18 protein-coding genes are annotated in these 21,871 nt (G+C 39.8%); 17 read left to right on the top strand and 1 reads right to left on the bottom strand.

Annotated elements, in window-relative coordinates:
* Positions 1-33 precede the first annotated feature (33 nt).
* Positions 34-1,668, bottom strand: coding sequence for an IS1634 family transposase (locus HUE98_RS12965; protein WP_241421052.1), 1,635 nt, complete (start codon positions 1,666-1,668; stop codon positions 34-36).
* Positions 1,669-2,428: 760 nt separating this feature from the next.
* Between HUE98_RS12965 and HUE98_RS12960 the strand changes: the two genes are divergently transcribed.
* From HUE98_RS12960 to HUE98_RS12875, 17 genes are all read left to right on the top strand, one after another.
* Positions 2,429-2,776, top strand: a complete 348-nt coding sequence (locus tag HUE98_RS12960; RefSeq protein ID WP_241421051.1) for a type 2 periplasmic-binding domain-containing protein — start codon at positions 2,429-2,431, stop codon at positions 2,774-2,776.
* A 69-nt stretch (positions 2,777-2,845) separates the two neighbouring features.
* Positions 2,846-3,568 carry a TRAP transporter substrate-binding protein DctP gene (gene dctP, locus HUE98_RS12955; protein ID WP_241421050.1) on the top strand — a complete coding sequence of 241 codons (723 nt, stop codon included), beginning with the start codon at positions 2,846-2,848 and terminating at the stop codon, positions 3,566-3,568.
* A gap of 100 nt (positions 3,569-3,668) precedes the next feature.
* Positions 3,669-4,232 (top strand): TRAP transporter small permease subunit, encoded by a 564-nt coding sequence (locus HUE98_RS12950; RefSeq protein ID WP_241421049.1) that lies wholly within the window; start codon positions 3,669-3,671, stop codon positions 4,230-4,232.
* Positions 4,229-5,560 carry a TRAP transporter large permease gene (locus HUE98_RS12945; protein ID WP_241421048.1) on the top strand — a complete coding sequence of 444 codons (1,332 nt, stop codon included), beginning with the start codon at positions 4,229-4,231 and terminating at the stop codon, positions 5,558-5,560. The genes HUE98_RS12950 and HUE98_RS12945 overlap by 4 nt, the downstream gene beginning before the upstream one ends.
* A gap of 118 nt (positions 5,561-5,678) precedes the next feature.
* The gene (locus HUE98_RS12940) at positions 5,679-6,707 is read left to right on the top strand and encodes a uroporphyrinogen decarboxylase family protein (protein WP_241421047.1); all 1,029 of its coding nucleotides are present in this window, start codon (positions 5,679-5,681) and stop codon (positions 6,705-6,707) included.
* A gap of 482 nt (positions 6,708-7,189) precedes the next feature.
* Positions 7,190-8,926 (top strand): UGSC family (seleno)protein, encoded by a 1,737-nt coding sequence (locus HUE98_RS12930; protein ID WP_273701411.1) that lies wholly within the window; start codon positions 7,190-7,192, stop codon positions 8,924-8,926.
* Between the two features lie 757 nt (positions 8,927-9,683).
* Positions 9,684-10,970 (top strand): glycine/sarcosine/betaine reductase component B subunit, encoded by a 1,287-nt coding sequence (locus HUE98_RS12925; RefSeq protein WP_241421044.1) that lies wholly within the window; start codon positions 9,684-9,686, stop codon positions 10,968-10,970.
* 22 nt (positions 10,971-10,992) lie between these two features.
* The gene (locus HUE98_RS12920; protein WP_241421043.1) at positions 10,993-12,324 is read left to right on the top strand and encodes a glycine/betaine/sarcosine/D-proline family reductase selenoprotein B; all 1,332 of its coding nucleotides are present in this window, start codon (positions 10,993-10,995) and stop codon (positions 12,322-12,324) included.
* 205 nt (positions 12,325-12,529) lie between these two features.
* Positions 12,530-13,753: a thioredoxin-disulfide reductase gene (gene trxB, locus HUE98_RS12915; RefSeq protein ID WP_241421042.1), complete on the top strand. Its 1,224-nt coding sequence runs from the start codon at positions 12,530-12,532 to the stop codon at positions 13,751-13,753.
* 31 nt (positions 13,754-13,784) lie between these two features.
* Positions 13,785-14,102: a thioredoxin family protein gene (locus tag HUE98_RS12910; protein WP_241421041.1), complete on the top strand. Its 318-nt coding sequence runs from the start codon at positions 13,785-13,787 to the stop codon at positions 14,100-14,102.
* A 13-nt stretch (positions 14,103-14,115) separates the two neighbouring features.
* The gene (grdA, locus tag HUE98_RS12905; RefSeq protein ID WP_241421040.1) at positions 14,116-14,559 is read left to right on the top strand and encodes a glycine/sarcosine/betaine reductase complex selenoprotein A; all 444 of its coding nucleotides are present in this window, start codon (positions 14,116-14,118) and stop codon (positions 14,557-14,559) included.
* A gap of 71 nt (positions 14,560-14,630) precedes the next feature.
* Positions 14,631-16,166 carry a glycine/sarcosine/betaine reductase complex component C subunit beta gene (gene grdC / locus HUE98_RS12900; RefSeq protein ID WP_241421039.1) on the top strand — a complete coding sequence of 512 codons (1,536 nt, stop codon included), beginning with the start codon at positions 14,631-14,633 and terminating at the stop codon, positions 16,164-16,166.
* Between the two features lie 5 nt (positions 16,167-16,171).
* Positions 16,172-17,329 carry a glycine/sarcosine/betaine reductase complex component C subunit alpha gene (gene grdD, locus HUE98_RS12895; RefSeq protein ID WP_241421038.1) on the top strand — a complete coding sequence of 386 codons (1,158 nt, stop codon included), beginning with the start codon at positions 16,172-16,174 and terminating at the stop codon, positions 17,327-17,329.
* A gap of 120 nt (positions 17,330-17,449) precedes the next feature.
* Positions 17,450-18,658 carry an acetate/propionate family kinase gene (locus HUE98_RS12890; protein ID WP_241421037.1) on the top strand — a complete coding sequence of 403 codons (1,209 nt, stop codon included), beginning with the start codon at positions 17,450-17,452 and terminating at the stop codon, positions 18,656-18,658.
* Positions 18,659-19,132: 474 nt separating this feature from the next.
* Positions 19,133-19,534 (top strand): hypothetical protein, encoded by a 402-nt coding sequence (locus tag HUE98_RS12885; RefSeq protein ID WP_241421036.1) that lies wholly within the window; start codon positions 19,133-19,135, stop codon positions 19,532-19,534.
* Positions 19,535-19,581: 47 nt separating this feature from the next.
* A complete protein-coding gene (locus tag HUE98_RS12880) occupies positions 19,582-20,289 on the top strand; it encodes an ABC transporter ATP-binding protein (protein WP_241421035.1) in 708 nt (235 codons plus the stop codon).
* Positions 20,286-21,860: an ABC transporter permease gene (locus HUE98_RS12875; protein ID WP_241421034.1), complete on the top strand. Its 1,575-nt coding sequence runs from the start codon at positions 20,286-20,288 to the stop codon at positions 21,858-21,860. The genes HUE98_RS12880 and HUE98_RS12875 overlap by 4 nt, the downstream gene beginning before the upstream one ends.
* Positions 21,861-21,871 lie beyond the last annotated feature (11 nt).

The raw sequence follows: 21,871 nt of genomic DNA, 5'->3' as shown, positions 1-21,871 counted from the left end.
GACACAAAAATCTTTAGTTAATTTCTGGAATTTCTAGGAATTATCTTTAACATCAAGATAAATATCCGGCTCAAAACCAGCGAGTGCTAATACTCTGGGCACTTTAAAACTTTTAGAAAAAGCACGGCGATCAGGGTTTGAAGTGGTCATTACCAACACATATTCCAGGCTTTGCAGAATCTTTTTACCGGTTGGATTAAATGTTTTCACTTTTCCAGGGATGACGAGTGGTTCCGTTTCTTTTTTTAATGCTTCCCTGACTCGACGTTCCAGGATACCAAATATAAGTAGAGCAATTAACAAAACATAGGCCAATGCTTCTACCCGTTCCGGGTTCTTCAGGTAAATAGGACCGACAAAAAACGGGTCTTTGAGAAACTTAAAAGAAGTTTCCACACTGCTCTGGGCTTTGTATTCTTTTAAAATCTCAGACGATGTATACTCATTCAGGTTGGTAATTAGCACAAAACAACTCAGACGTTCCTTTTCTTTTTGTATCTCTTTTTCATCGGTGGAATACTGAAGCTTAAGAAAATAGACAATTTCTTTGGGGGTATTCTTCCCCGGTCGACCGGGCTTTCGCTTTTCCCGAGCCAAGACTTCACCTGTTACGGGATAAATTGAATCCCCGCACTGTTTTTTAAAGGCTTTTAGAGCAGCTTCGGCATCAGGTGCACAGGCATAGGCATTTTTCTCTAGTTCGTCAATGGCCTTTTCTAGCTCTTTTTGCCTTTTAAGAAGCTTTTTTTCAAGAGACCGGGTTTTACGACCGTCTAGCTTGGATGAATGCATCACCAGAAAACGATAGCTTTTTCCACAGAGCTCCTCTGTAAATTCCTGAACCCGGTAAACAGCTGAATCTTTTTTATCAGAAAAGGTTCCCAGTTCTATAAAGCTATCTTCTTTCCAGGCCCTAGCCTTGATTTCTTTTTCCAGTGAAAAATTGCCCGGGAGTCGGGAAATAAACTTTAGCTTGTGCTTGTCGATTTGCATCAAATTATTCTCAGTAACCAGAGATGAGTCAGCCACGTATATAATGTCTTTTAAAGTATCTGGGTCAAAATTTTCTGCTAGTTTTTCGATAAATTTAAAGTTCCAGGTCTTATCGCTGGTATTTCCGCTTTTTACCTCCGCACAGACCGGTACTTTGTCTTGAGTTACACTAAGGCCAAATAAGAATTGGTTAAGATCGGGCCTCTTGGCTTTGCTGTGTCCTTGCGTAATGATAAAGTCGTCTCCGTCTTCTTCGTTATAAGCACCGTACACAGATACAGATGTTGTGTCATTGTGTAAATACTTTATTTTAATTTGCTCATGACATATGGCCCTAAGGCATAAGGTGGAAAACACCTCCTGGGGCCCTCGATCTGCAAGTTTATCTAAAGAACGGGCCAGGGTATAGTCCGTCAGATCTTTTTTGATTACACCCTTGCCGAAAAGGTTTTCAATATCCAAATTTGCATAAAATTCATCCATTCGATATAGGGGTTTGCGTCCTCCAAACATATTGATGACCAGTGCTTTAATTCTTGTGCCAGGAGAAAGTCGGCACTGTGCCGGATCCCAGTAAACCATTTCATCAATGGTATTGCCAATCTTCAACTGGTCATATAGAGCTGAAATTAGTGCAGCAGGGCCACAATGGTACATTTCAATATCAGCAGTCATGTTCATCCCCTCCTGTTTTTATCATATAACAGAAGGGAAAATAGTACAAGGCAATATCTGTAAATTAACGCTATTTATGAAAATATTTTTCTTAAATGTGATTATCTAGTATAATTAGCTCGAATGGGAAAAATTAGGTTGTTGAATGTCTACTAGAACTAAGCCTTTGTGGTAATGGGCGAAATATTTTAATTATTCTAATTAATTATTTTAATTAATTGAAAAATGTGCAAAACTCATAGATAACGAGAGCAAATGTCAGGTAAAACAGTTTAAAAAAGTTTTTAGCAAGCTAAATTACACTTTGTTTAATTGGAACAAGTATGTTATATTTATAGCATGTAGACAGTAGTCAGTAGTCAGTAGACAGTAGTCAATCCTTGGCAGAGTAAAAATAACTAGAAGTTAAATCCATTGACACCATAATTGCCGTTTGATAAAATATTTTTGGTAGACAAATTAAAATTCTACATAATACTACATGATGCTACATATTTCGACATAAGGTATGGGTAAGTTGTTAAATTTTTTAAATATGTTTTTAGTAACAACGAAATTGAATTTCAAGGTTTTTCCTGGCTTGCCGGAATTTTTTTGAACCTCAAATATTAGTAGCAGAGTAAATATATTTATTATTTTTTACAATTATGAGGTAATCTTATAATTTTTGCAATGAATAATGATTGGAGGTGATAATGAATAGTTTTGAGAGGTTTTTTTACCGTGCAGTTATTATTTTAAAGGGAGGGGTATTTAAAAAGTGAAAAGTAAGAGGTTTCGTTTATTAATGATTGCTATGTTGGTCGTTGTTATGAGTTTTACCCTGGTTGGCTGTGGGGGAGATTCAGGGAATACTTCATCAGGAAATACAAGTAATGGGGCATCAACAGGTGGACAAGCTGTGGAACCTGAGCATGTCTGGACAGTTACTTCAGCCTGGGTTGCCGGGTTCAGATTTAATGAGTACGTTGAGAAGCATATGGAAATGATTGAGAAGTATAGTGATGGTCGTATTAAAATCAACCTTTACACAGGTAATGAGCTTGTTCCCTCAATGGAAACATGGGACGCAGTTGAAAGCGGTCTAGTTGACGCAGCACATATGTGAACTTGCTATTCAGCCGGCAGGGTTCCTGCCAGTCAGCTTATGTGTTATGCGGAATCTACAATTTCTTCTATGATGAAACATATGTGGTATACCGATGGTGGTGGGTTAGAGTTGATGAGGGATGTATTTAAGGATGAATATGGCGTTGTGCTTTTCCCCAGCACACCTCTTATTGCACAAACATATTGGTACACTAAAGATCCTATTAATAATGTTGATGATCTATTAAAATTGAAAGTACGATCCGCTGGTGCAAGGGCTCTTACTGCTGATAATGCTGGTATTTCAGTAGTTACACTTCCTGGTGGAGAAATTGTTCCTGCCATGGAGCGGGGAGTTATTGATGGATGCGAATTTAGTGATGCCTATTCAGACGGTGGAATAGGGTTTTTTGATGTCTCTAACTATTTATACTATACAGAACGTGCCATTGGCGGACATCTTGACTTTGCCGTCAACGGGGCAATTTGGGATGCGCTGCCCCAAGATTTAAAGGATGCAGTGGACCGGGCAAGCAGAGACGTTGCAGATTATGCTCTAACAAGATCTACTATTAATAATATAAACATCTGGAAAGAGGCTGAAGCACAAGGCCTGGAAATAAGGATGCTGCCCAAGGATGTTGAAGATTATATGCATGAGAAGAACTTAGAATTTTATGCTGAGTGGAGTGCGAAAGACCCCTTGGTTAAAAAGATTCTTGATTCTATGATGGAATTTGGAGAAGAGCATGCGCATTTTGAACAAATTGCTGCAAGAGGTGTGTTCCAGATTGATGACCTGGTTAGATAATTTGCAGATGAAGAGTTTAAGTTAAAATAAAGTTAAGTTCATTCGGTTTGGGCAGATGCCTGAACCGAATGAACTATCTTTAAAGAAGGGAAGTGACAAGTTGAAAAAGTTTACTAGTATTATAGATAGTATTACAGAATGGGCTGGTAAAATAATTAGTTTTCTTATAGTGCCCCTGATGCTAATGTTAGCCTATGATATCATAATCAGAAAAATAGATACGGCTTCTATATATGTTTATGATTTAAGCTTATGGTTATTTTCCTTGTTGTTTTTGACAGGGATCTCATGGGTTCTGTTAAATGGGGACCATATCAGCATTGAAGTTTTTTCTGAAAAATACCCTGCTCGCATGAAGATATTTCTTAACCTGATTACTCTGGTAATCTTTCTTTTACCTTTATGTTTAATACAGATTTCCGGAGGATTTGAAGACTTTATGTTCGCACTTACAACAAAACAGCAGTCTGTTTATTCACCCTGGCGGGTAGTTGTCTGGCCGATGAAGGCGATGCTGCCGGCTGGGTTTGCCTTATTGCTTTTACAAACAATATCTGAAACTGTGAAGAACATATATGCGTTAATTGATTCCCCGAAAGATGCTTCAACAGATGCTTCGGCAGATAATTCAACAGTTATTTCAGAAGGGAGTGATCCTGCATGAATCCAGAAATAATTGTATTGGTAGGGTTGGTTGTTTCCATATTATTAATGATTGTAGGCATTCCAATAGCATTAGCTCTTGGTGGAGTGGCCATTGTTTGTGGATTAATTACACTGGATGCTGTCTTCTTAATGGACATGTTTGCTCTCCGTGCTTTTGGGGTGATGAGCAACTATACATTGATTGCCATACCGTTGTTTGTCTTTATGGGGGCAATATTACAGCGGTCCGGAATAACGGAAAAACTTTTTGACGTGCTTTTTGTAATGTTTGGAAAGTTAAGAGGCAGTTTGGCTCTGGTAACTATTATTGTTGGGATTGTCTTCGGTGCCTGCACGGGCGTTGCCGGAGCTTCAGTAGTTACTTTGGGTATGTTGGGAATTCCTGCTATGTTAAAAAGAAAATATGATCACAGCTTAATAGCGGGGTGCATATGTGCCGGTGCCGGGCTGGGAGTTATTATACCTCCTAGTATCGTGTTTATTCTATACGGCAGCACGGCAGGTGTCTCCATAAGCGCACTATTTGCGGCGGGAATTCTACCCGGTTTGCTTCTTGGTCTCTTATATCTAGTATATATATACGTCAGATATCATATTCTGCAGCCGAACTTAGCCCCTGCAATATCTATAGAAGAAAAGGGAGAATATACACCAGCTGTTTTAATTGCAATGACTATTAAATCGGTGCTCCCACCCCTTTTACTCATCGGAGCTGTATTGGGTGCAATATTTGTTGGATGGGCTGCCCCGTCTGAGGCAGCTGCTTTAGGAGCTATTGGCGCAATATTAGTAAGCCTTGCTTACAAGCAATTTAATGTAAGAACCCTTGTTGATTCTTGTTATTCAACCATAAAGGTATCCAGTGCCATAATGTTTATTGTATTGGCCGCTGATATGTTTGCCGGTGTATTTCTCAGGGCAGGAGCAAATAGATTTGTTCGAGACTTGATCCTGGGAATGGATGTTAGTCCATTAGGCACCATTATTATTATGGTATTGATTTTGTATGTTTGCGGCATGTTTATGGACTGGATTGGGATGATTTACATTTTCATTCCTATATTCTCTCCAATTGTTGCTACTTTGGGATATGACCCTCTTTGGTTTGGAGTAGTATTCTGTATTATTTTACAGCTGTCTTATCTAACTCCACCATTCGCTTACAATGTTTTTTATCTAAAAAGTATAGCGCCTAAAGAGATAACTATTGGAGAAATGTATAAAGGAGTTCTTCCTTATATTGCGGTGCAGCTTGTATTTTTAATTTTAATCATTGCCTATCCCAATATCATCCTTTATGTGCCAAATCTCATAGCAGGTCAATAATATTTTGCCTGGCTGTCACTTTATAGGGGTATATGTAAAGTGACAGCAATTATAAGTAAAGTTTTTGTAATCTTGTTCAGTCATGAACAACTAATCAAAATAATAGGAGGGAAGCATTATGAATTCATTTGAAAGAGTAATGACGGCAATGTCCGGAGGGAAACCTGACCGAGTGCCGGTGATACCTTGGGTCAGGGATTGGTGTGCTTTTCAAGCTGGTTTTAACATTAAGGATATTATGGATAATGTTGAGAGGCACGTATTTTCTCAGTATTACTGCATGAAAGAGTTTGGCTATGATGCGGTATTCGATCTCTTAGGTTGTATGGCGGAATCTGAAGCAATGGGGATGAAACTCAAGTATAGTGAAAAAACAGCCCCAATGCCAACAGACCATCCTGTTCATAATTATGCAGAAGATTTTCCAAAGCTTAGAATTCCAGACCCGCAAAAAGATGGACGTCTACCCATGGTTCTTGAGGGAGTTAAAAGGTTAAAGGAAATTTGTCAGGGTGAGGTTCCGGTCATTTCTTATGTTCAGGGTCCCATGAGGCATACCACTATGCTTAGAGGCTTTGACAATGTTATGAAGGATATGTATAAGAAAAAGGATGACTTAAGGGCTCTTTTAGACCTGGCCACTGAATGTCAGATCATTTATGGTACTGCACTGGTTCACGCAGGGGCAGATATAATCATGATTTCTGACCCATCCTCATCCGGTGATGCTATTTCCGGTAAAATGTACAAAGAATGGAGCGCTGAACCTACAAAACGATTGGTTCAAGCAATGAAGAGGGCAGGGGCAAAAGCAGTCATGCTTCATATTTGCGGTAATATTACCGATAGATTAGATCAAATCGCTGATTTCGGATTGGATGCCATGAGCCTTGATGATGAAGTAGATCTGGAAGTTGCCCGGGAGATTCTGGGAGACAAGACTTGTCTTTTTGGAAATATCAGTCCTGCTACAACTTTGTATTCCGGGCCGGAGGAAAAAATTATTGCGGCAGCCAAGGAAAACATTGAAAAAGTAGGGAAAGACGGAGCGTATATTCTGGGGTCTGGCTGTATAGTATCCGGTATTAACCCGCCTGAGAATATTAAAGCAATGGTGGACGCAGTTAACCAGTATGGTGTTTATTAATACCTGGCCAAGGTCAGTTGAGTTGTATTGAAAAGAAGCTCTACCCTTTATGTGGGCAATATTTGTGGGGAATTAGTAATAATTTAAGGGTTCCTTATCCTTGTAAAAATAAATACATAAGGTTTGGAACTCAGGGGAAATGCAGGAAAAACTAATTGGCAATTTGTTTTGCTGGTTCTAGCAGAATATTTTTCATCTTTGACAGCCATATATCATTAGGGGTAAATGTGTTCTATTGTTTGTCTTTCAGGAGATTTAAATAGGCAAATATCACTATTTGGTATGATACGGCTGGGTGATACAAATAATGGGGCGACTTTATGGTCGCCCTAATAAATCCCCTGTATTTTAGTAAAAAGGGAATTTGGAGTAGCATAATAAATAGGCAGAGATAAAAGGCAGTGAACTGAAATAAGAAAGAAGTAAACCTTAAAGAATCACAAGAATGACTTAAGGTTAGATGCCTTGAAAGGAGGAAAAAAATGGATAATCAGCAGCCAGAAGTTAAGCTTGAGGTGCTTAATCCTCGGGGTGAAATATCTCCCCCACCTACTTATAGTCTAAGTCCCCGTCTTGATGATTTAAATGGTAAGACAGTTGGTTTAATGGATAACTGGAAGTCTGGAGCTGTATATTTACAGGATGCTTTTGAAGCTTTGCTAAAAGAAAGATACCCTGACATAAAAGTAGTACGTACAACTAAACCCCAAGGAAAACCAGGGGGGGGAAGATTGTTATTTTCTACTGAAGACTGGTATAAAGATGTGGCCTCTCAGTGTGATGCATTCATCTTTACCGTAGGCGATTGAGGGTCCTGCACATGGTGGGGTTCCCACGATTCAATCGGAGTAGAGAAGGAAGGCACTCCAGGTGTTCTGCTTGTAACTGAAACATTTTATCTTGATGCAATTCACGCTGGGGAAGATGTTGGAATGCCCGGGTTGCGTTTAGTTAAAATGTCTGATAGTTGGTACCGGGCACGAATAGACCCGGTAATGTGTAAGGATCTTGTAGGTAAAGTTTTTGATAAAGTGGTGGAGGCTTTAATTAGCCCCTTAACTCCTGAAGAAATTAATCCACCGCAAAAAGAACAAGAGAAGCTGGAAGAAACCTTAACAGTTGTAGGAAGGGATATTCCAGATACTGTAGATGTATTAAATCAATTGTTTATGGAAAAAAAATTAAGCGACGGTCTGCCCATCGTTCCACCCACTAGAGAGGCCGTCCGCCAGATGCTTACGGGTACAACTCGTTCGCCCGAAGAGGTTATCGGTACTTTTCCTCCAAAAGGAGGGATTGCCACTGTTGAAAAAGTTGCCGTTAATGCAGTAATGGCAGGGGCCAGGCCGGAGTATTTCCCAGTCATTCTTGCTGCCTTAGATTGTTTGGCAGATAAATATTATGATGTCACTTTTTGGCGGATGTCAACGTCTTCTTCTATGCCGGTTATTATTATCAGCGGTCCAATCGCTGATGAATTAAATATTAACAGCAGTTCTGGATTAATTGGTTATGGCTATCGTGCCAATGCTTCCATTGGACGTGCCGTACATTTGACCACTATGAATATGGGACATACATGGCCTGGAGAAAACGATATGGCGGAAATAGGCAGGCCCAATTCACATACCTTATTTACCTTTGCAGAAAATTTAAAGCATAGTCCCTGGGAATCCTACGCTGAGGAGAAAGGACATAAGAATGTTGTGTTGGTGTCTACCGCAGTTGCAGGAAGCTTGGTTGTATTGGGAGGGGGAGCCATTGCCCCCTGGACGGAACAGGGGGTTTTAGACAAGTTAGTCGCACATATTATTAGCGTTGGCGGACTATCCCCTCATCCCGGTAGTTTCATTTCTGCAGGAACTGCCTGGACCAGCGCATATACGGTGGTAATGCATCCGGAATGTGCAAGGTTGTTAAGGAAAAGAGGCATGTCCAAACGGGATGTTCAAGAATATCTTTATGAAAAAACTAAAGTGCCTTTTGAAGAGGTAGGGCCAACCAATGTTGAACTAATCCAGGAGGCTCTTCAGGGCGGCAATTTTATTCCAGAAGCAGTATCTGTGTATGAAAATGCTCTAAAACCAGGCGGCATGGTACCAAGTGTTCAGGTTCCGGATCATATTGACATTATAGTTGCCGGCAGTAGATCTGGTCATACTTTTGTGTTTGGAGGCTCAACTCCCAATCCAAACCATCAGATAAGATCAATACTGTAAAAATGCCTGCAAACTGAGAGCTTCGCTTAAATTAACTTTTACACCTATCGTAAGAGTTTGAAGCTTTTTTCGGAAAAACATCAATTGAAAACTGAAAACCTGTTAAGGCGCTGTTAAAAAGAATCAGGCGAATGGAATGACTAATCTCGGTGAACTGTGTGTTAGGGAAATCATGTATTACTGCCTAAAAAAAAGAAGGCCGGTTTTACATGATTTCCATTTTGAACTACTGCAGGCATCACCATGATGGTTAACAAGGTTTGTGAAAATTAAAGTTAGTTAGACGTTTAAGAAAAACGACAAAATACATAGATATAGAAAGCTAATTGTCAATTAAAAACCCTAAAGAGTTATAACAAGTAATAAGATAACTTGTGTTATCAAAAGCGCGTATGTTAAAGTGTAGACAATAGACAGTAGACAATAAGAGCATTTAAGATATAATAGTGTGGAGTATATGGAACATCCTCGGGAGCCCTTCAGGTATTTTTCGATGAATGGCAAATGTTAAGCAGATTTTTAGTTAAAATCAAGTAATTTAAACGGCGGCCGCCATCCAGTAAACGTTAAATAACTGAGCAAAGTCTTATTCTGGGCGGTCACAGCATATCCGGTGGAGAAAGGATGTGAGAGTGCAGCCAAAAATAATAAAGAAGATCCCTTACAGTCAAAATTGATTTTACTTAAGGATTTTGGAAAATATTTAGTAGATTTTAGATTATGTTTTTTATTCTTGTATGTTAGGAGATGAGAACAGATGAGATTAGAGTTAGAATCCATTGAAATTAATGATATTCAAGAGGGTTCAAAGACATTTGCCGAAGACTGTGTATTGTATGTTAATCTAAAGGAACTAGAGGAACTAATTCTTGGAGATTCCAGGATAGCATCTGTAGATATTAATTTGGTTTATCCCGGTGATAAAACACGAATTTTGAACGTTCAGGACGTTGTACAGCCTCGCTGCAAGGTTGATAAAGAAAATGCTGACTTTCCCGGATTTATTAACAAGATGCAAATTGCAGGGGATGGAAAGACCAGGTCTTTAAAAGGGGTTGCAGTAATAGTCTCCAATCCCAGCACCAACAGAAGAGAGAGTGGGCTGCTTGACATGAGCGGTCCCGCTGCTGAACTGAGCCCCTATGGAAAAATGAAGAATGTCAGTATTGCTCTATATGCTGCAGATGGGGTAGAGGAAAGAGATTTTGAAGATGCTGTTAAAAATGCAGGGCTTTTGACAGCAGTCTATCTTGCTAAAGGTGCAGAAGGACACCCGGTCAGCCAGGTGGAAGTCTATGATCTGGATATTCCTAATCTTGATAACAATCTTCCCCGGGTAGCCTGTTATTATCAGGCATACAGCCCACAGTTTGATTACCTCGCAGTATCGGACCGCATAGTTTATGGAACCGCTCTTACTAACATGGTTCCTACAGTGTATCATCCAAATGAAATCTTAGACGGTGGGTTTGTAGGGTGGAATGCTCTTAAAGCTATTGATACCTATAGTATTCAAAATCATGGGGTTATTAAAGAGCTGTTAAAGAACCATGGAAAGACATTAAATTTTGTGGGTGTGGTTGCTGTATCTGCAAACATGAATGCTGAATCGAGAGAACGCTGTGCCTGCATGTCTGCTAATTTAATTAAAAATGTATTAGGGGCAGACGGAGCGATTCTGGTTAAGATTTTAGGTGGAATGCCCCACATTGACATTTCTGCTACAGGGGAAGAATGTGAAAAGCTTGGCGTTAAAACTGCTGTATTTACTACTCCACTGACTGCTGTGGGCACTTTGTCTGATACTATTTTGTTTAATTCAGAATCACTGGATTTGATTATAACCTCCTGTGCCCCCTTTGAAAGAACTAAAGTGCCTTTTAAAGCGGAGAAGTTTCTGGGAGGGACAGCTGAGACTAGAATATATCATCCGGAACCTGTTGTTCAGTATGCGGGTGACCCTGAAATTGATGTTGAACAGTATCTGCTTGCCGGAGTTCATGATCATACCGGAAGTGCAAAGGTAGTCGTTAAAGAATATTAAGCGTGAAAGGAGAGGTGTAATTATGGTTAAAAAAAGAGTAGTTCACTATCTTAATCAGTTTTTTGGCCAGGTCGGCGGGGAAGAACAAGCCAAGGAAGGTTTTGTTGTTAAAGAAGGTCCTGTGGGTCCCGGTATGTCATTACAAAGAGAGTTTGGAGATGAAGCTGAAATTATAGCCACAGTTATTTGCGGTGATGACTATTTCGCGGCTCACCCCGAGGAGAATGCAGCAGAGGGTTTAAAATTAGTCGCATCATATAAGCCTGATTTGTTTTTTGCTGGCCCTGCTTTTGCTGCCGGAAGGTATAGTGTTGCCTGTGGTGCGATGTGTAAAGCGGTGGGTGAAGAATTAGGCATTCCTGTTATAACGGGAATGAATGAGGAAGTTCCCGGTATGGAAATGTACAGGAAGCATGCCTTTATATGCAAGACCGGCAATCACAGCAGAGAGATGGTTGCTGTTTTGAAAAATATGGCAAAGTTAGCTTTCAGAGTTATTTCTGAAGAAGAAGTATCAAACCTGGTAACCTTAGAAAAATTACCGAAACCTGAGGAATTTAACTACTTCTCCCGGGACATGTTGAGAAATGAGTTTTGCGAAAAGACTGTAGCTGAAAGAAGTGTCGAAAAGCTGCTGCAAAAACTAAAAGGGGAACCCTTTGAGACTGAAGTAGTTCCTCCGGTATTTGAAAACTTTGAGATTCCTTCAGCTGTTAAGGATTTTAGTACCAGTGAAATTGCTTTTGTCAGCGATGGAGGCCTGGTGCCAAAGGGGAATCCTGATGGAATGACCACCAGAAGTAATCTTCGCTGGGGAGCCTATAAAATTGATGAACTTTTCGAGAATTATGAAGTGATTCATGCAGGCTATTTCAATGACTATGTTCTGCAAAGTCCTGATAGGTTAGTACCGTATGATGTACTGAAGGATTTGGTTAGTGAAGGGAAGCTTGGGAAAGTGCACGACACATTCTACTCTATGCCGGCCTGTACCACAGTTGCTAAGGCCTGTGAAGATAATGGTGCAGAGATAGCTGATGAAATTATAAAGAGGGGAACTGTTGATGCAGTTATCCTTACATCTACGTGAGGAACTAGTACTCGTTGCGGGTCAACGATGGCTAGAAGTATCGAAAAGGCGGGTATTCCTGTAGTTCAGATAACAGCTATTCCTAACATTGCAGAGATGTTGGGGGTAAACAGAATTGTAGTCGGAGATGCTGTTCCTCACCCGACAGGCAATCCTAAGCTGGAAGATAGTGAAAAAGAAAAAAATTTACGACGTAAGTATGTTTTAAAGGCTCTGGAGTTATTGCAGACAGAGGTTGAAGGACCGACGATCGCAACTTTATAGTAATAGAAATTTAAGCTAGATCAAAACTGGTGAAGTGTGGGGACGGTTCTGGACAAGCTGTGTTAAAGGTAACATGGTTAAAGGGATAGAACTGTTCTCTTCACTTCTAAAAATACAGTTAAGCTGCTGGTGCAAAAACATTTTACATTCTGCCGGAAACAGATAGCCGGTAAGTCGTGATTTTTGAGATAAGAGGTGAAACAATTTGAATCAAGAGATTTGGGATGCCTTGATTATAGGTGGAGGTCCTGGGGGATTGGCTGCAGGTATATACTGCGGAAGGTCTAAGCTTGAGACTTTAATGCTGGAAAAAGGGTCTTTGGGTGGACAGGTTGTTGAATATGAAGAATTGGAAAACTATCCTGGATTTCGCAGGGGGAGTAAGGGAACTGAAGTTGTTGGTTCAATGGCGGAACATGCCAAGGATTTCGGCCTGCAAATTGAAAAGGAAGAAGTTATAAAAATAGAATTGGAAGACAATTTAAAGGTAGCTGTCACAAAGAGCGGCAAGAAGTATTATGCTAAAACTGTTATCCTTGCACTGGGAGCAAAACCTCGTTTTTTAGGGGCAAAAGGGGAAAAGGAATTGACAGGAAAAGGCGTTTCCTACTGTGCAACTTGTGATGCTAGTTTCTTTGAAGAGTTGGAAGTTATGGTTATAGGAAATGGTGATAAAGCAATTGAAGAAGCTATGTATCTTACTAAGTTTGCTGAAAAGGTGACGATAGTAATAAGGCGGGGTATGACTGAAATTGGTGCTAACAAAGTGAGTGTAGAAAAAGCCCTGGCCAATCCTAAAATATCCTGGATATGCCATTCAACAGTAGAGGAAATCAAGGGGGACGGGATTGTAGAAACCCTTGTTTTAAGAAACCTAAAAGATGGTGGACTCTCAGAACATACAACTGATGGAGTTTTTGTTTTCATAGGGATAGAACCCAAAACGTCATTTCTTTCTGATTTGATTGAACTGGATAGTCATGGTTGGATTGTTACAGATGACAAGATGGAAACGTCGGTTGAAGGGATTTATGCAGTGGGAGATGTAAGAAATAAATATCTGCGTCAGGTGGTAACCGCAGTAAGCGATGGGGCCATAGCAGCGGTAGCTGCGGAAAAATACATGGAAGAACAGGAGGATTTCAGAGAGCGAGTTCTGAATTCCCAAAAACCTGTGGCAGTAGGGTTCTGGTCAATGGATAAAAAGGAGAGCGCTGTTGTTTTAGAAGAAGTAGAGAAAATAGTGAATGAAACAGAAGGCAGCGTTACAATTACAAAAATTGAAGTAAGTAAAAAACAAGAACTGGCTTCCAGATATGATGTTAAGGAAGTTCCCACCGTTTTATTTTTTGAAAAAGGTCAGGTGATCAATCGTTTATCCGGGAGCTTTAGTATGGAGGATGTCAGGTCTATTCTAAAAAATTTTTAGTCTCTTATATAAATTTGAGAGGAGCCAAAGTATGCTTGAATTAGATAAAGATAATTTTGAAAAAGAGGTATTGCAGGAAGAAGGAGTAGTATTGGTTGATTTTTGGAGTACACAATGCGGCCCGTGTAAGGAATTGCTGCCTGAGTTGGTTGAATTGGCTAAAAAATATGACGGTAAGGTAAAGTTCTGCAAATTAAATATTGCAGGAAACAGGAGACTTGCCATTGGGCAAAAAGTGATGGGAGTGCCTACGGTAGCGATTTACAAAGGGGGGATGAAAGTATCCGAACTGAGTAAAGAATTTGATATTAATGATGTTGAATCCAAACTAATAGAGGTAACAAAGTAAAGGAGGGTAAAAAATGCTTGACGGGAAAAAATTAATAATTTTAGGCGACCGGGATGGTGTGCCTGCACTAACTATCGAGCAGTGTGTCGGCTCTTTAAATGTTGAAGTTGTGTTTTCATCTACCGAGTGTTTTGTCTGAACAGCTGCAGGAGCAATGGACCTTGAGAATCAGTCAAAAGTTTTGGAAATAGCTAATAAATACGGTAAAGAGAATATTATGGTTATTCTCGGCAGTGCTGAAGCAGAAACTGCTGGCCTTACAGCCGAAACCGTAACGAATGGTGATCCTACTTTTGCAGGTCCGTTGGGTGGAGTTCAGTTAGAGCTCCCAGTGTATCACATATTTGAATTAAAGGAATTTGTTGACGCTGATGTTTATGAGGAACACGTTGGTACTATGGAAATGATACTGGAAGTGGATCAGGTAATTGCGGAAGTTAAAGCGTATCGAGCTTAAATGATGGTTATTGATAAGGGTAATGAACATTGCCCTTATCACGATTACATTATTTTCTGGAGGTGTCAAATATGGGATACCCGGTTATAAAAGGAGCCAGTTATGCTCTTATACATGCCAGGGGAACACTTTTGAATCATGGCACGACTCAAACGGTAGAATACAGGAACGACCCAACTAAAAAATATTATTCAGAGCTTTCTAAGCAGTTAAGGAGCTTTGAACAGGCAGTAAGTTATGCTCCAAACCAGGCATTTATAGGCAATATTTCTCCTGATGACCTGAAAGAAATTCCTCGTCCCTGGTATGAAAATGGTTTAAGTGATGCAAAAAAAGATGGTAAATTTGGGGCGATTATAGAAGAGGATGAATTAATCGGACTGGTAAAAATTGCTGATGTTTTCAATCTGGTAGTACTGGAAGAGAAATTTCAGGAAACAATCAGGGAAAAATTGTCAGCCGATTCCGATATAGCTGCTCTTGGTAATTTTAAAGTCCTTAATGGAAATGCTGCTGCAATTGAAGAAATAGAGGAACTTATCAAAAATAAAGGAGCCCAACCTTTAAGTAATGGAACACAACTGGTGGGTTGTGTAAAGGCAGCTCATCCCTATGACCATGCTTTATCAAGTGAGGCAATGGTGGAAAATCTTGTTTCCAAGGCTACTGCCGCATATACTATACTGCTTCACTTCAAAAAGAATGACCTGCGGCCAGAAGATGTTGATTACATTATTGAATGTTCTGAAGAAGCAGTTGGAGATATGAATCAAAGAGGCGGAGGAAATCTTGCCAAGGCTATCGCTGAAATGTGCGGCTGTCTAAATGCTACCGGATCAGATACAAGAAGCTTTTGTTCAGCTCCTGTCCATGCTATAGTCCAGGCTTCAGGCCTGGTACAGTCAGGTATTTTCAAAAATGTAGTGGTGGTTGGAGGAGGCTCTACTGCCAAATTGGGCATGAATTCAAGAGAGCACCTGAAAAAGGGCATGCCCATACTGGAAGACATGATGGGGGCATTTGCTATCCATATCACTGAAAATGACGGAGTAAATCCTGTTATTCGTACTGATGCTATTGGCAGGCATAAAATAGGTTCCGGTAGTTCTCCGGTTGCCTCCATGAGTGCAGTTGTTTTAGAACCTCTGCAAACACTTGGTTACGAAATTACGGACGTTGACCGATTTGCGGCTGAATTGCATAACCCGGAATTAACAGAACCAGCAGGAGCAGGAAATATTCCCCAGGGTAATTTTAAAATGATAGCTGCTTTGGGCGTACAAAAAGGACAAATACTAAAAGAAAATTTAATGGCATCTGTAGAAAAGTTTGGTATGCCTGGTTTTGCTCCTACCCAGGGGCACGTTCCTTCGGGAGTACCTTTTGTAGGTCATTGTCGGGATTGGATCCTGGAGGGAAAAATTAAAAGAGGGTTGATTATAGGTAAAGGAAGTCTGTTCTTAGGCAGAATGACCAATCAGTTTGACGGTATTTCTTTTGTTCTTGAAGAAAATACCGGAATAGAAAAGGAATTCTCAGGAGAAGAAGAAGTAAGAAAAACGGTTGCTAAACTATTACGTGACTGTGCGAACTCGCTGAAGGAGTGATCACTGTGAGTGAAAAATTAGCGATACAAACGCTTGCCCGTGTACTGGAGGATACGGCTGATTCTTTAGAATTTGGGTTCAGTCAAAAGAAGACCAGAGTTGGCATTACTATTTATGGCAGTGAACTGGGTGTAGAAGAAGTAATGTTGGGAGCACAGCTTGCTCAAGATAAAAATCCTGACATTGAGATAGTTGTAATAGGAAGCGGAGTACAAACTGACCTTGAAGTGGTGGAGGCAAGCAGTGAAGAAGAAGCCCACGAATTGATGGATAAAATGCTTGCATCAGGAGAAATTGAAGCCTCGGTTACCATGCATTATAATTTTCCCTTGGGAGTATCAACGGTAGGAAGAGTAATCACTCCTGCCAGGGGAAAGGACATGTATATTGCCACAACCACAGGGGTATCCGATACTGACAGGATAATATCCATGTTAAAAAACACAATTTATGCCATAGCCACGGCTAAAGCCTGCGGAAATGAAAATCCCAGTGTTGGGATATTAAATGTTGACGGGGCCAGGCAGGTGGAAAGAATATTAAAGCAGTTAAAGGAAAAAGGTTACCCCATAAACTTTGCAAATTCCGGGAGGTCTGACGAGGGCGTTGTTATGAGGGGGAATGACCTTATCATGGGTACTCCGGATATTATGGTAACTGATAGTCTTTCAGGTAATATTTTTATGAAAATATTCTCCGCATATGTAACCGGAGGAAAATATGAAGCTCTAGGATACGGTTATGGCCCTGGCATAGGAGAAGACTACAAAAAAGTGATTTGTATTATATCCCGGGCTTCAGGAGCTCCAGTAATAGCAGGAGCCTTAAAGTTTGCAGCAGAGTCTGCCAGTGGGAATGTAGTAAGCAAAGTAAAAGAAGAATTCACCTCTGTTAGGAAAGCCGGATGGGCTGAAGCTCTTGATTCCTTAAAGAGCAAGCCTGCCACAGAGCAGGAAGAAAAAGTTGCGGCTCCTCCTCAAAAAGTCGTAACGGAAGAAATCCCAGGAATCGAAATATTGGAAATTGAAGATGCAGTACAGTCTCTATGGAAAAACAAAATTTATGCAGAAAGCGGAATGGGTTGTACAGGTCCCATTGTGCAGGTTGCGGAAGAAGATAAAGATAAAGCGCTGGAGATTTTAAAGGAAAAGAATTATATTTAATTAATGCTTTCAATGCACTTGTCATGGGGGCGCTTGTTTCAAAAGATGCTTGCACAGCGAGTAAAAAACGAGCGTCCTTAAAATTGTAATTGGATGATGTAGTAATAGGAGGTAAGCCTGGTGAAAGTTTTGATATTAAATAGTGGCAGCTCATCTTTAAAATATCAAGTTTTTAATATGGAAAATGAAGATGTCCTGGCAAAAGGATTAGTGGAGCGTATTGGATCAGCCGGTTCTAAGTTTAGTCATAAAAAAATATTGGCGGAAGAAATAAAAGAGTTAGAAATAGTTAAAGATGTTAACAATCATAAGGAAGCTATAAGTTTACTGGTGGATGCTTTGCAGGATAAAGAATTTGGCATGCTGACGGATTTGTCAGAGATTAAGGCCGTTGGACATAGAATCGTTCATGGTGGAGAAGATTTTTCTGATTCAATGGTTATTGATGATAAGGTTTTGAGTGTAATTGAAAAATGTTCTGAACTGGCACCTCTACACAATCCACCTAACATTTTAGGAGTAGAAGCGGCCAAAGAGTATTTTCATGATACGGTACAGGTAGGTGTTTTTGATACAGCGTTTCATCAAAGAATTCCCAGGAAAGCTTATTTATACGGTTTACCCTATGAATTGTATGAAAAGTATGGTATTCGTCGTTACGGTTTTCATGGAACTTCTCATAAATATGTGGCAGAAAGAACTGCACAAATTCTCAAAACACCTTTAGAGGAGTTAAAAATTATCACCCTTCACTTAGGTAATGGGGCCAGCATTGCAGCAGTTAAAAATGGTATGTCCGTGGATACATCAATGGGATTAACGCCACTTGAAGGCTTAGTAATGGGAACCAGGACCGGCAGCTTTGATCCGGCCATAGTACCTTTTATTATGGATAAAGAAAATTTAAATCTTGATGAAATTAACAACTTGCTAAATAAGAAATCTGGTGTGCTGGGCTTATCAGCAGTAAGTAGTGATTTTCGTGATTTGGAGCAGGCTGAAGAAGAAGGAAACCAACGGGCTAAAATGGCACTAGAAGTATTTGTTTATAATATAGTTAAATATATAGGCTCTTATTACATGGTAATGGGGGGAATTGATGCTCTTGTATTCACTGCCGGAATAGGTGAAAATTCGAATACCATCCGGGAAAGAGTTTGTAATTATTTGAACTTTGCGGGGATCGAGATTGATAAAGATAAAAATGACATCAGAGGTGTAGAAGCCGAAATCAGCACTGATAATTCTTCATTTAAAGTATTTGTTATTCCTACTAACGAAGAGCTGATGATTGCAAGAGAAACCAAAAGATTAAGTATGATGTTGTAATATTCATTTAATTTGTTGATTTATCCAATGGATTTTTTCAGCCGAATTTTAGCTGCCTTTTTATAATATTCAACAGAAACAAGCATTAGCAACTGCTCCAAGTTTTGGTTAATGGAATGAGAGCAGACAAAAAAAGCGGTAATGCTCCAAGGTAATAGAAGCATTACCGCTTTGTAGTTAGAAATGTTAACTTTAGGAATATCGGCGGGAACCCTTGGGGTCTATTGACACGAAGAGGATGTCACTAATAATGCTTGACAATAAATATTGTCTTTGGTAGCCTTATGTTAGTAGGAGTGAAACTTATTTATTATTGTTTATGTTTAAATATTCTTTTGTCTATTAAATGGCGGCTTTCATGTGTTTAGGTTTTTAAGGACAAGTAAGTGCTCTTAGGAACTCACAAGGTTTATTTTTAAAAATAAAGATTACTGTGTGAATTACTTAACACAGGCCGTTAGGAGGATTGAATTTATGAGGACTGGAAGGTTGTTATTAGTCTTATTGCTTATAGTTATTAGCGTGATTGGCTGTAGTGATGGGCAGGGAAAAGATACCAAAAGCCCCGAACAAGTTGCGGAATTATTTGTGCAGAGCCTAATAGCAGTTGATGTGGATGAAGCTAAAACATATTGCACTGATCCTCGTATTGTAGACAGCCTGCAGCAGCATCTAACTAGTTTACATGATATTATAAATTATTATACTTTTACTTATAAAAATGTTACAGATGAATCTGCGGTTTTTGGGTCTGATGAAAATCAAGCTGTTGTAGATGTTATTAGTGATAATGGAGTGATATGGTTTAAAATAGTGTTTGAAAATATAAGCTCTGAGTGGAAAATTGTCTGGGTTATTGCCCCTTGTTGTGGCTAGTATTTAGAATATGTAAGGAATACTTTTAACTAGAAAGGATAACGAATATGAAAAGCCTTCTGGAATTAAAAGAATTTAGAAAAGAATATAAAAACAGAGATGCTTCATTAGAAGTTTTAAAGATACCTTTACTTATTCTTCAAAAGGGACAGCAAGTTGCTTTAATCGGGCACAGTGGTTCAGGTAAAACTACTTTATTAAATACTATTGCCGGGTTGAGTATGCCCACAGAGGGAAAAGTGATGATTAATGGTCAGGACATTTATGGTTTGAACGAAGCTCAACGGGATATTTTCCGCGTAATGAATATAGGCTATATTTTTCAGAACTTTAACCTGGTGCCTAGTCTTACCGCTCTAGAGAATATACTGCTGCCTATGTATTTTGTCGGAACTATGCCAAAAAAAAATCAGCTTAGATTTGCAAAAGAACTGTTGGCACAGGTGAAATTAGAAAATCGCTTATATCATAAGCTGGGGGAATTATCTAGAGGTGAACAACAACGGGTTGCCGTAGCCAGGGCAATGGCAAATAAAGGTAATATAATTTTAGCGGACGAGCCTACAGGAAATGTTGATTTAAATAATGGCAGAATCATATTAGAACTTATTAAAAATATGTGTCAGGAACATAATGCAGCACTACTTTTAGTAACTCATAATCCGTATGTAGTTGAAACATTTAATGAGGTTTGGGATATGGAAAAGATAAACCATGCTGCTATTATGACGGAAAGGAGTGAAAAAATAGGATGAACACCTTTTCTTTAATTTATAGTTATTTTCGTTACCGACCTATTCCTACTATTTTAAATATTTTTGCTGTTGCGGTGGGGACAGCACTTGTCTTAACTATACTGATAATAAACTCTGGATTGAATCAAGGTATTACTAACCAGGGTTCCGGATATGATCTTGTCGTTGGTGCTGAGGGCAGTCCAAGTCAACTGTTATTGAGCACTCTTTTTCATTATGAAAAGCCCATAGGAAATATACCTCATGAGGTATATTTGGATATTAAAGAGAATCCAAAGGTAAATAAAGCCGTTCCCTTGCTTTTAGGGGATAATTACAACGGTTTTAGGATTATTGGTACCACATATGAATATTTTGAAGATTACAGTTTTAAAGAGGTCATAGATGAAATAACCTGGGATGCTGGAGAAGCAATATTAGGTTCTGTTGCGGCTCAAGTTACCGGGCTTAGTCTGGGGGATACATTTAAAGGAGTGCATGGTTTAACTTCTGGGGATGATGACCATGTTCATGATTTTGAATATACAGTTATTGGTATTTTAGAAAGCACTGGTGGAGGAGACGATTTAAGTATACTGACCCCTGTTGAAAGCGTATGGCTGGTGCACGATGATTGTGACCATGACGACCATGCCCACGATGACCATCACCATGACGACCATGCCCACGATGACCATCACCATGACGACCATGCCCACGATGACCATCACCATGACGACCATGCCCACGATGACCATCACCATGACGACCATGCCCACGATGACCATCACCATGACGACCATGCCCACGATGACCATCACCATGACGACCATGCCCACGATGACCATCACCATGACGACCATGCCCACGATGACCATCACCATGACGACCATGCTCATGATGACTGTGCCCATGATGACTGTGCCCATGATGACCATGCCCATGATGACTGTGCCCATGATGACTGTGCCCACGATGACCATGCCCATGATGATTGTGCTCACGACGACCATGACGACCATCACCAACATCATGATCATGATGATGAGCGGGAAGTTACAGCTATACTATTAAAATTAAACGATGAGGAATTAATAGGTCAAGTAGAAATTAAAAATTATTTAGATGAAAAGACAGGAGTTCAAGCAGTTCATACTGCTGAAGTGTTAAGACAGCTTTTAAGCACATTGGGCAATGGGGCTATTGTAGCAAATCTGCTTGCCTACACTGCCATGTTTTTGGCAGGAATATCTGTTTTAATATCACTTCTATCTTCTGTAACAGAGAGAAGGAAAGATGCTGCAATTTATCGGGTGCTTGGTGCTCGCAAAGAAATCGTTTTAAAGATAGTTGTACTGGAAGCTTTAACATTAACAGTAATTGGAACAATCTTTGGTGTTTTGTCAGCCCATATTATTAGTTATTTTGTGAGCGAATGGATCGCCTTTACAGCTGGAGTTAGAATCAGTGCATTTGCAGTTGCTCCTGGAGAAATAGTGTCTGTTATAGCAATTTTATTGATAGGAATTATAGTTGGTGTTTTATCTGGATTGAGTATTTATAAAACACAGCCAACAAAATTTCTTCAGTAGGGAGGGGACAG

Origin of the sequence: Candidatus Contubernalis alkalaceticus (genome assembly GCF_022558445.1) — a bacterium.
Classification (GTDB): domain Bacteria; phylum Bacillota; class Dethiobacteria; order SKNC01; family SKNC01; genus Contubernalis; species Contubernalis alkaliaceticus.
Note: the sequence above shows the minus strand (reverse complement) of the source record. Positions and strands in the feature narration are given on the sequence as shown.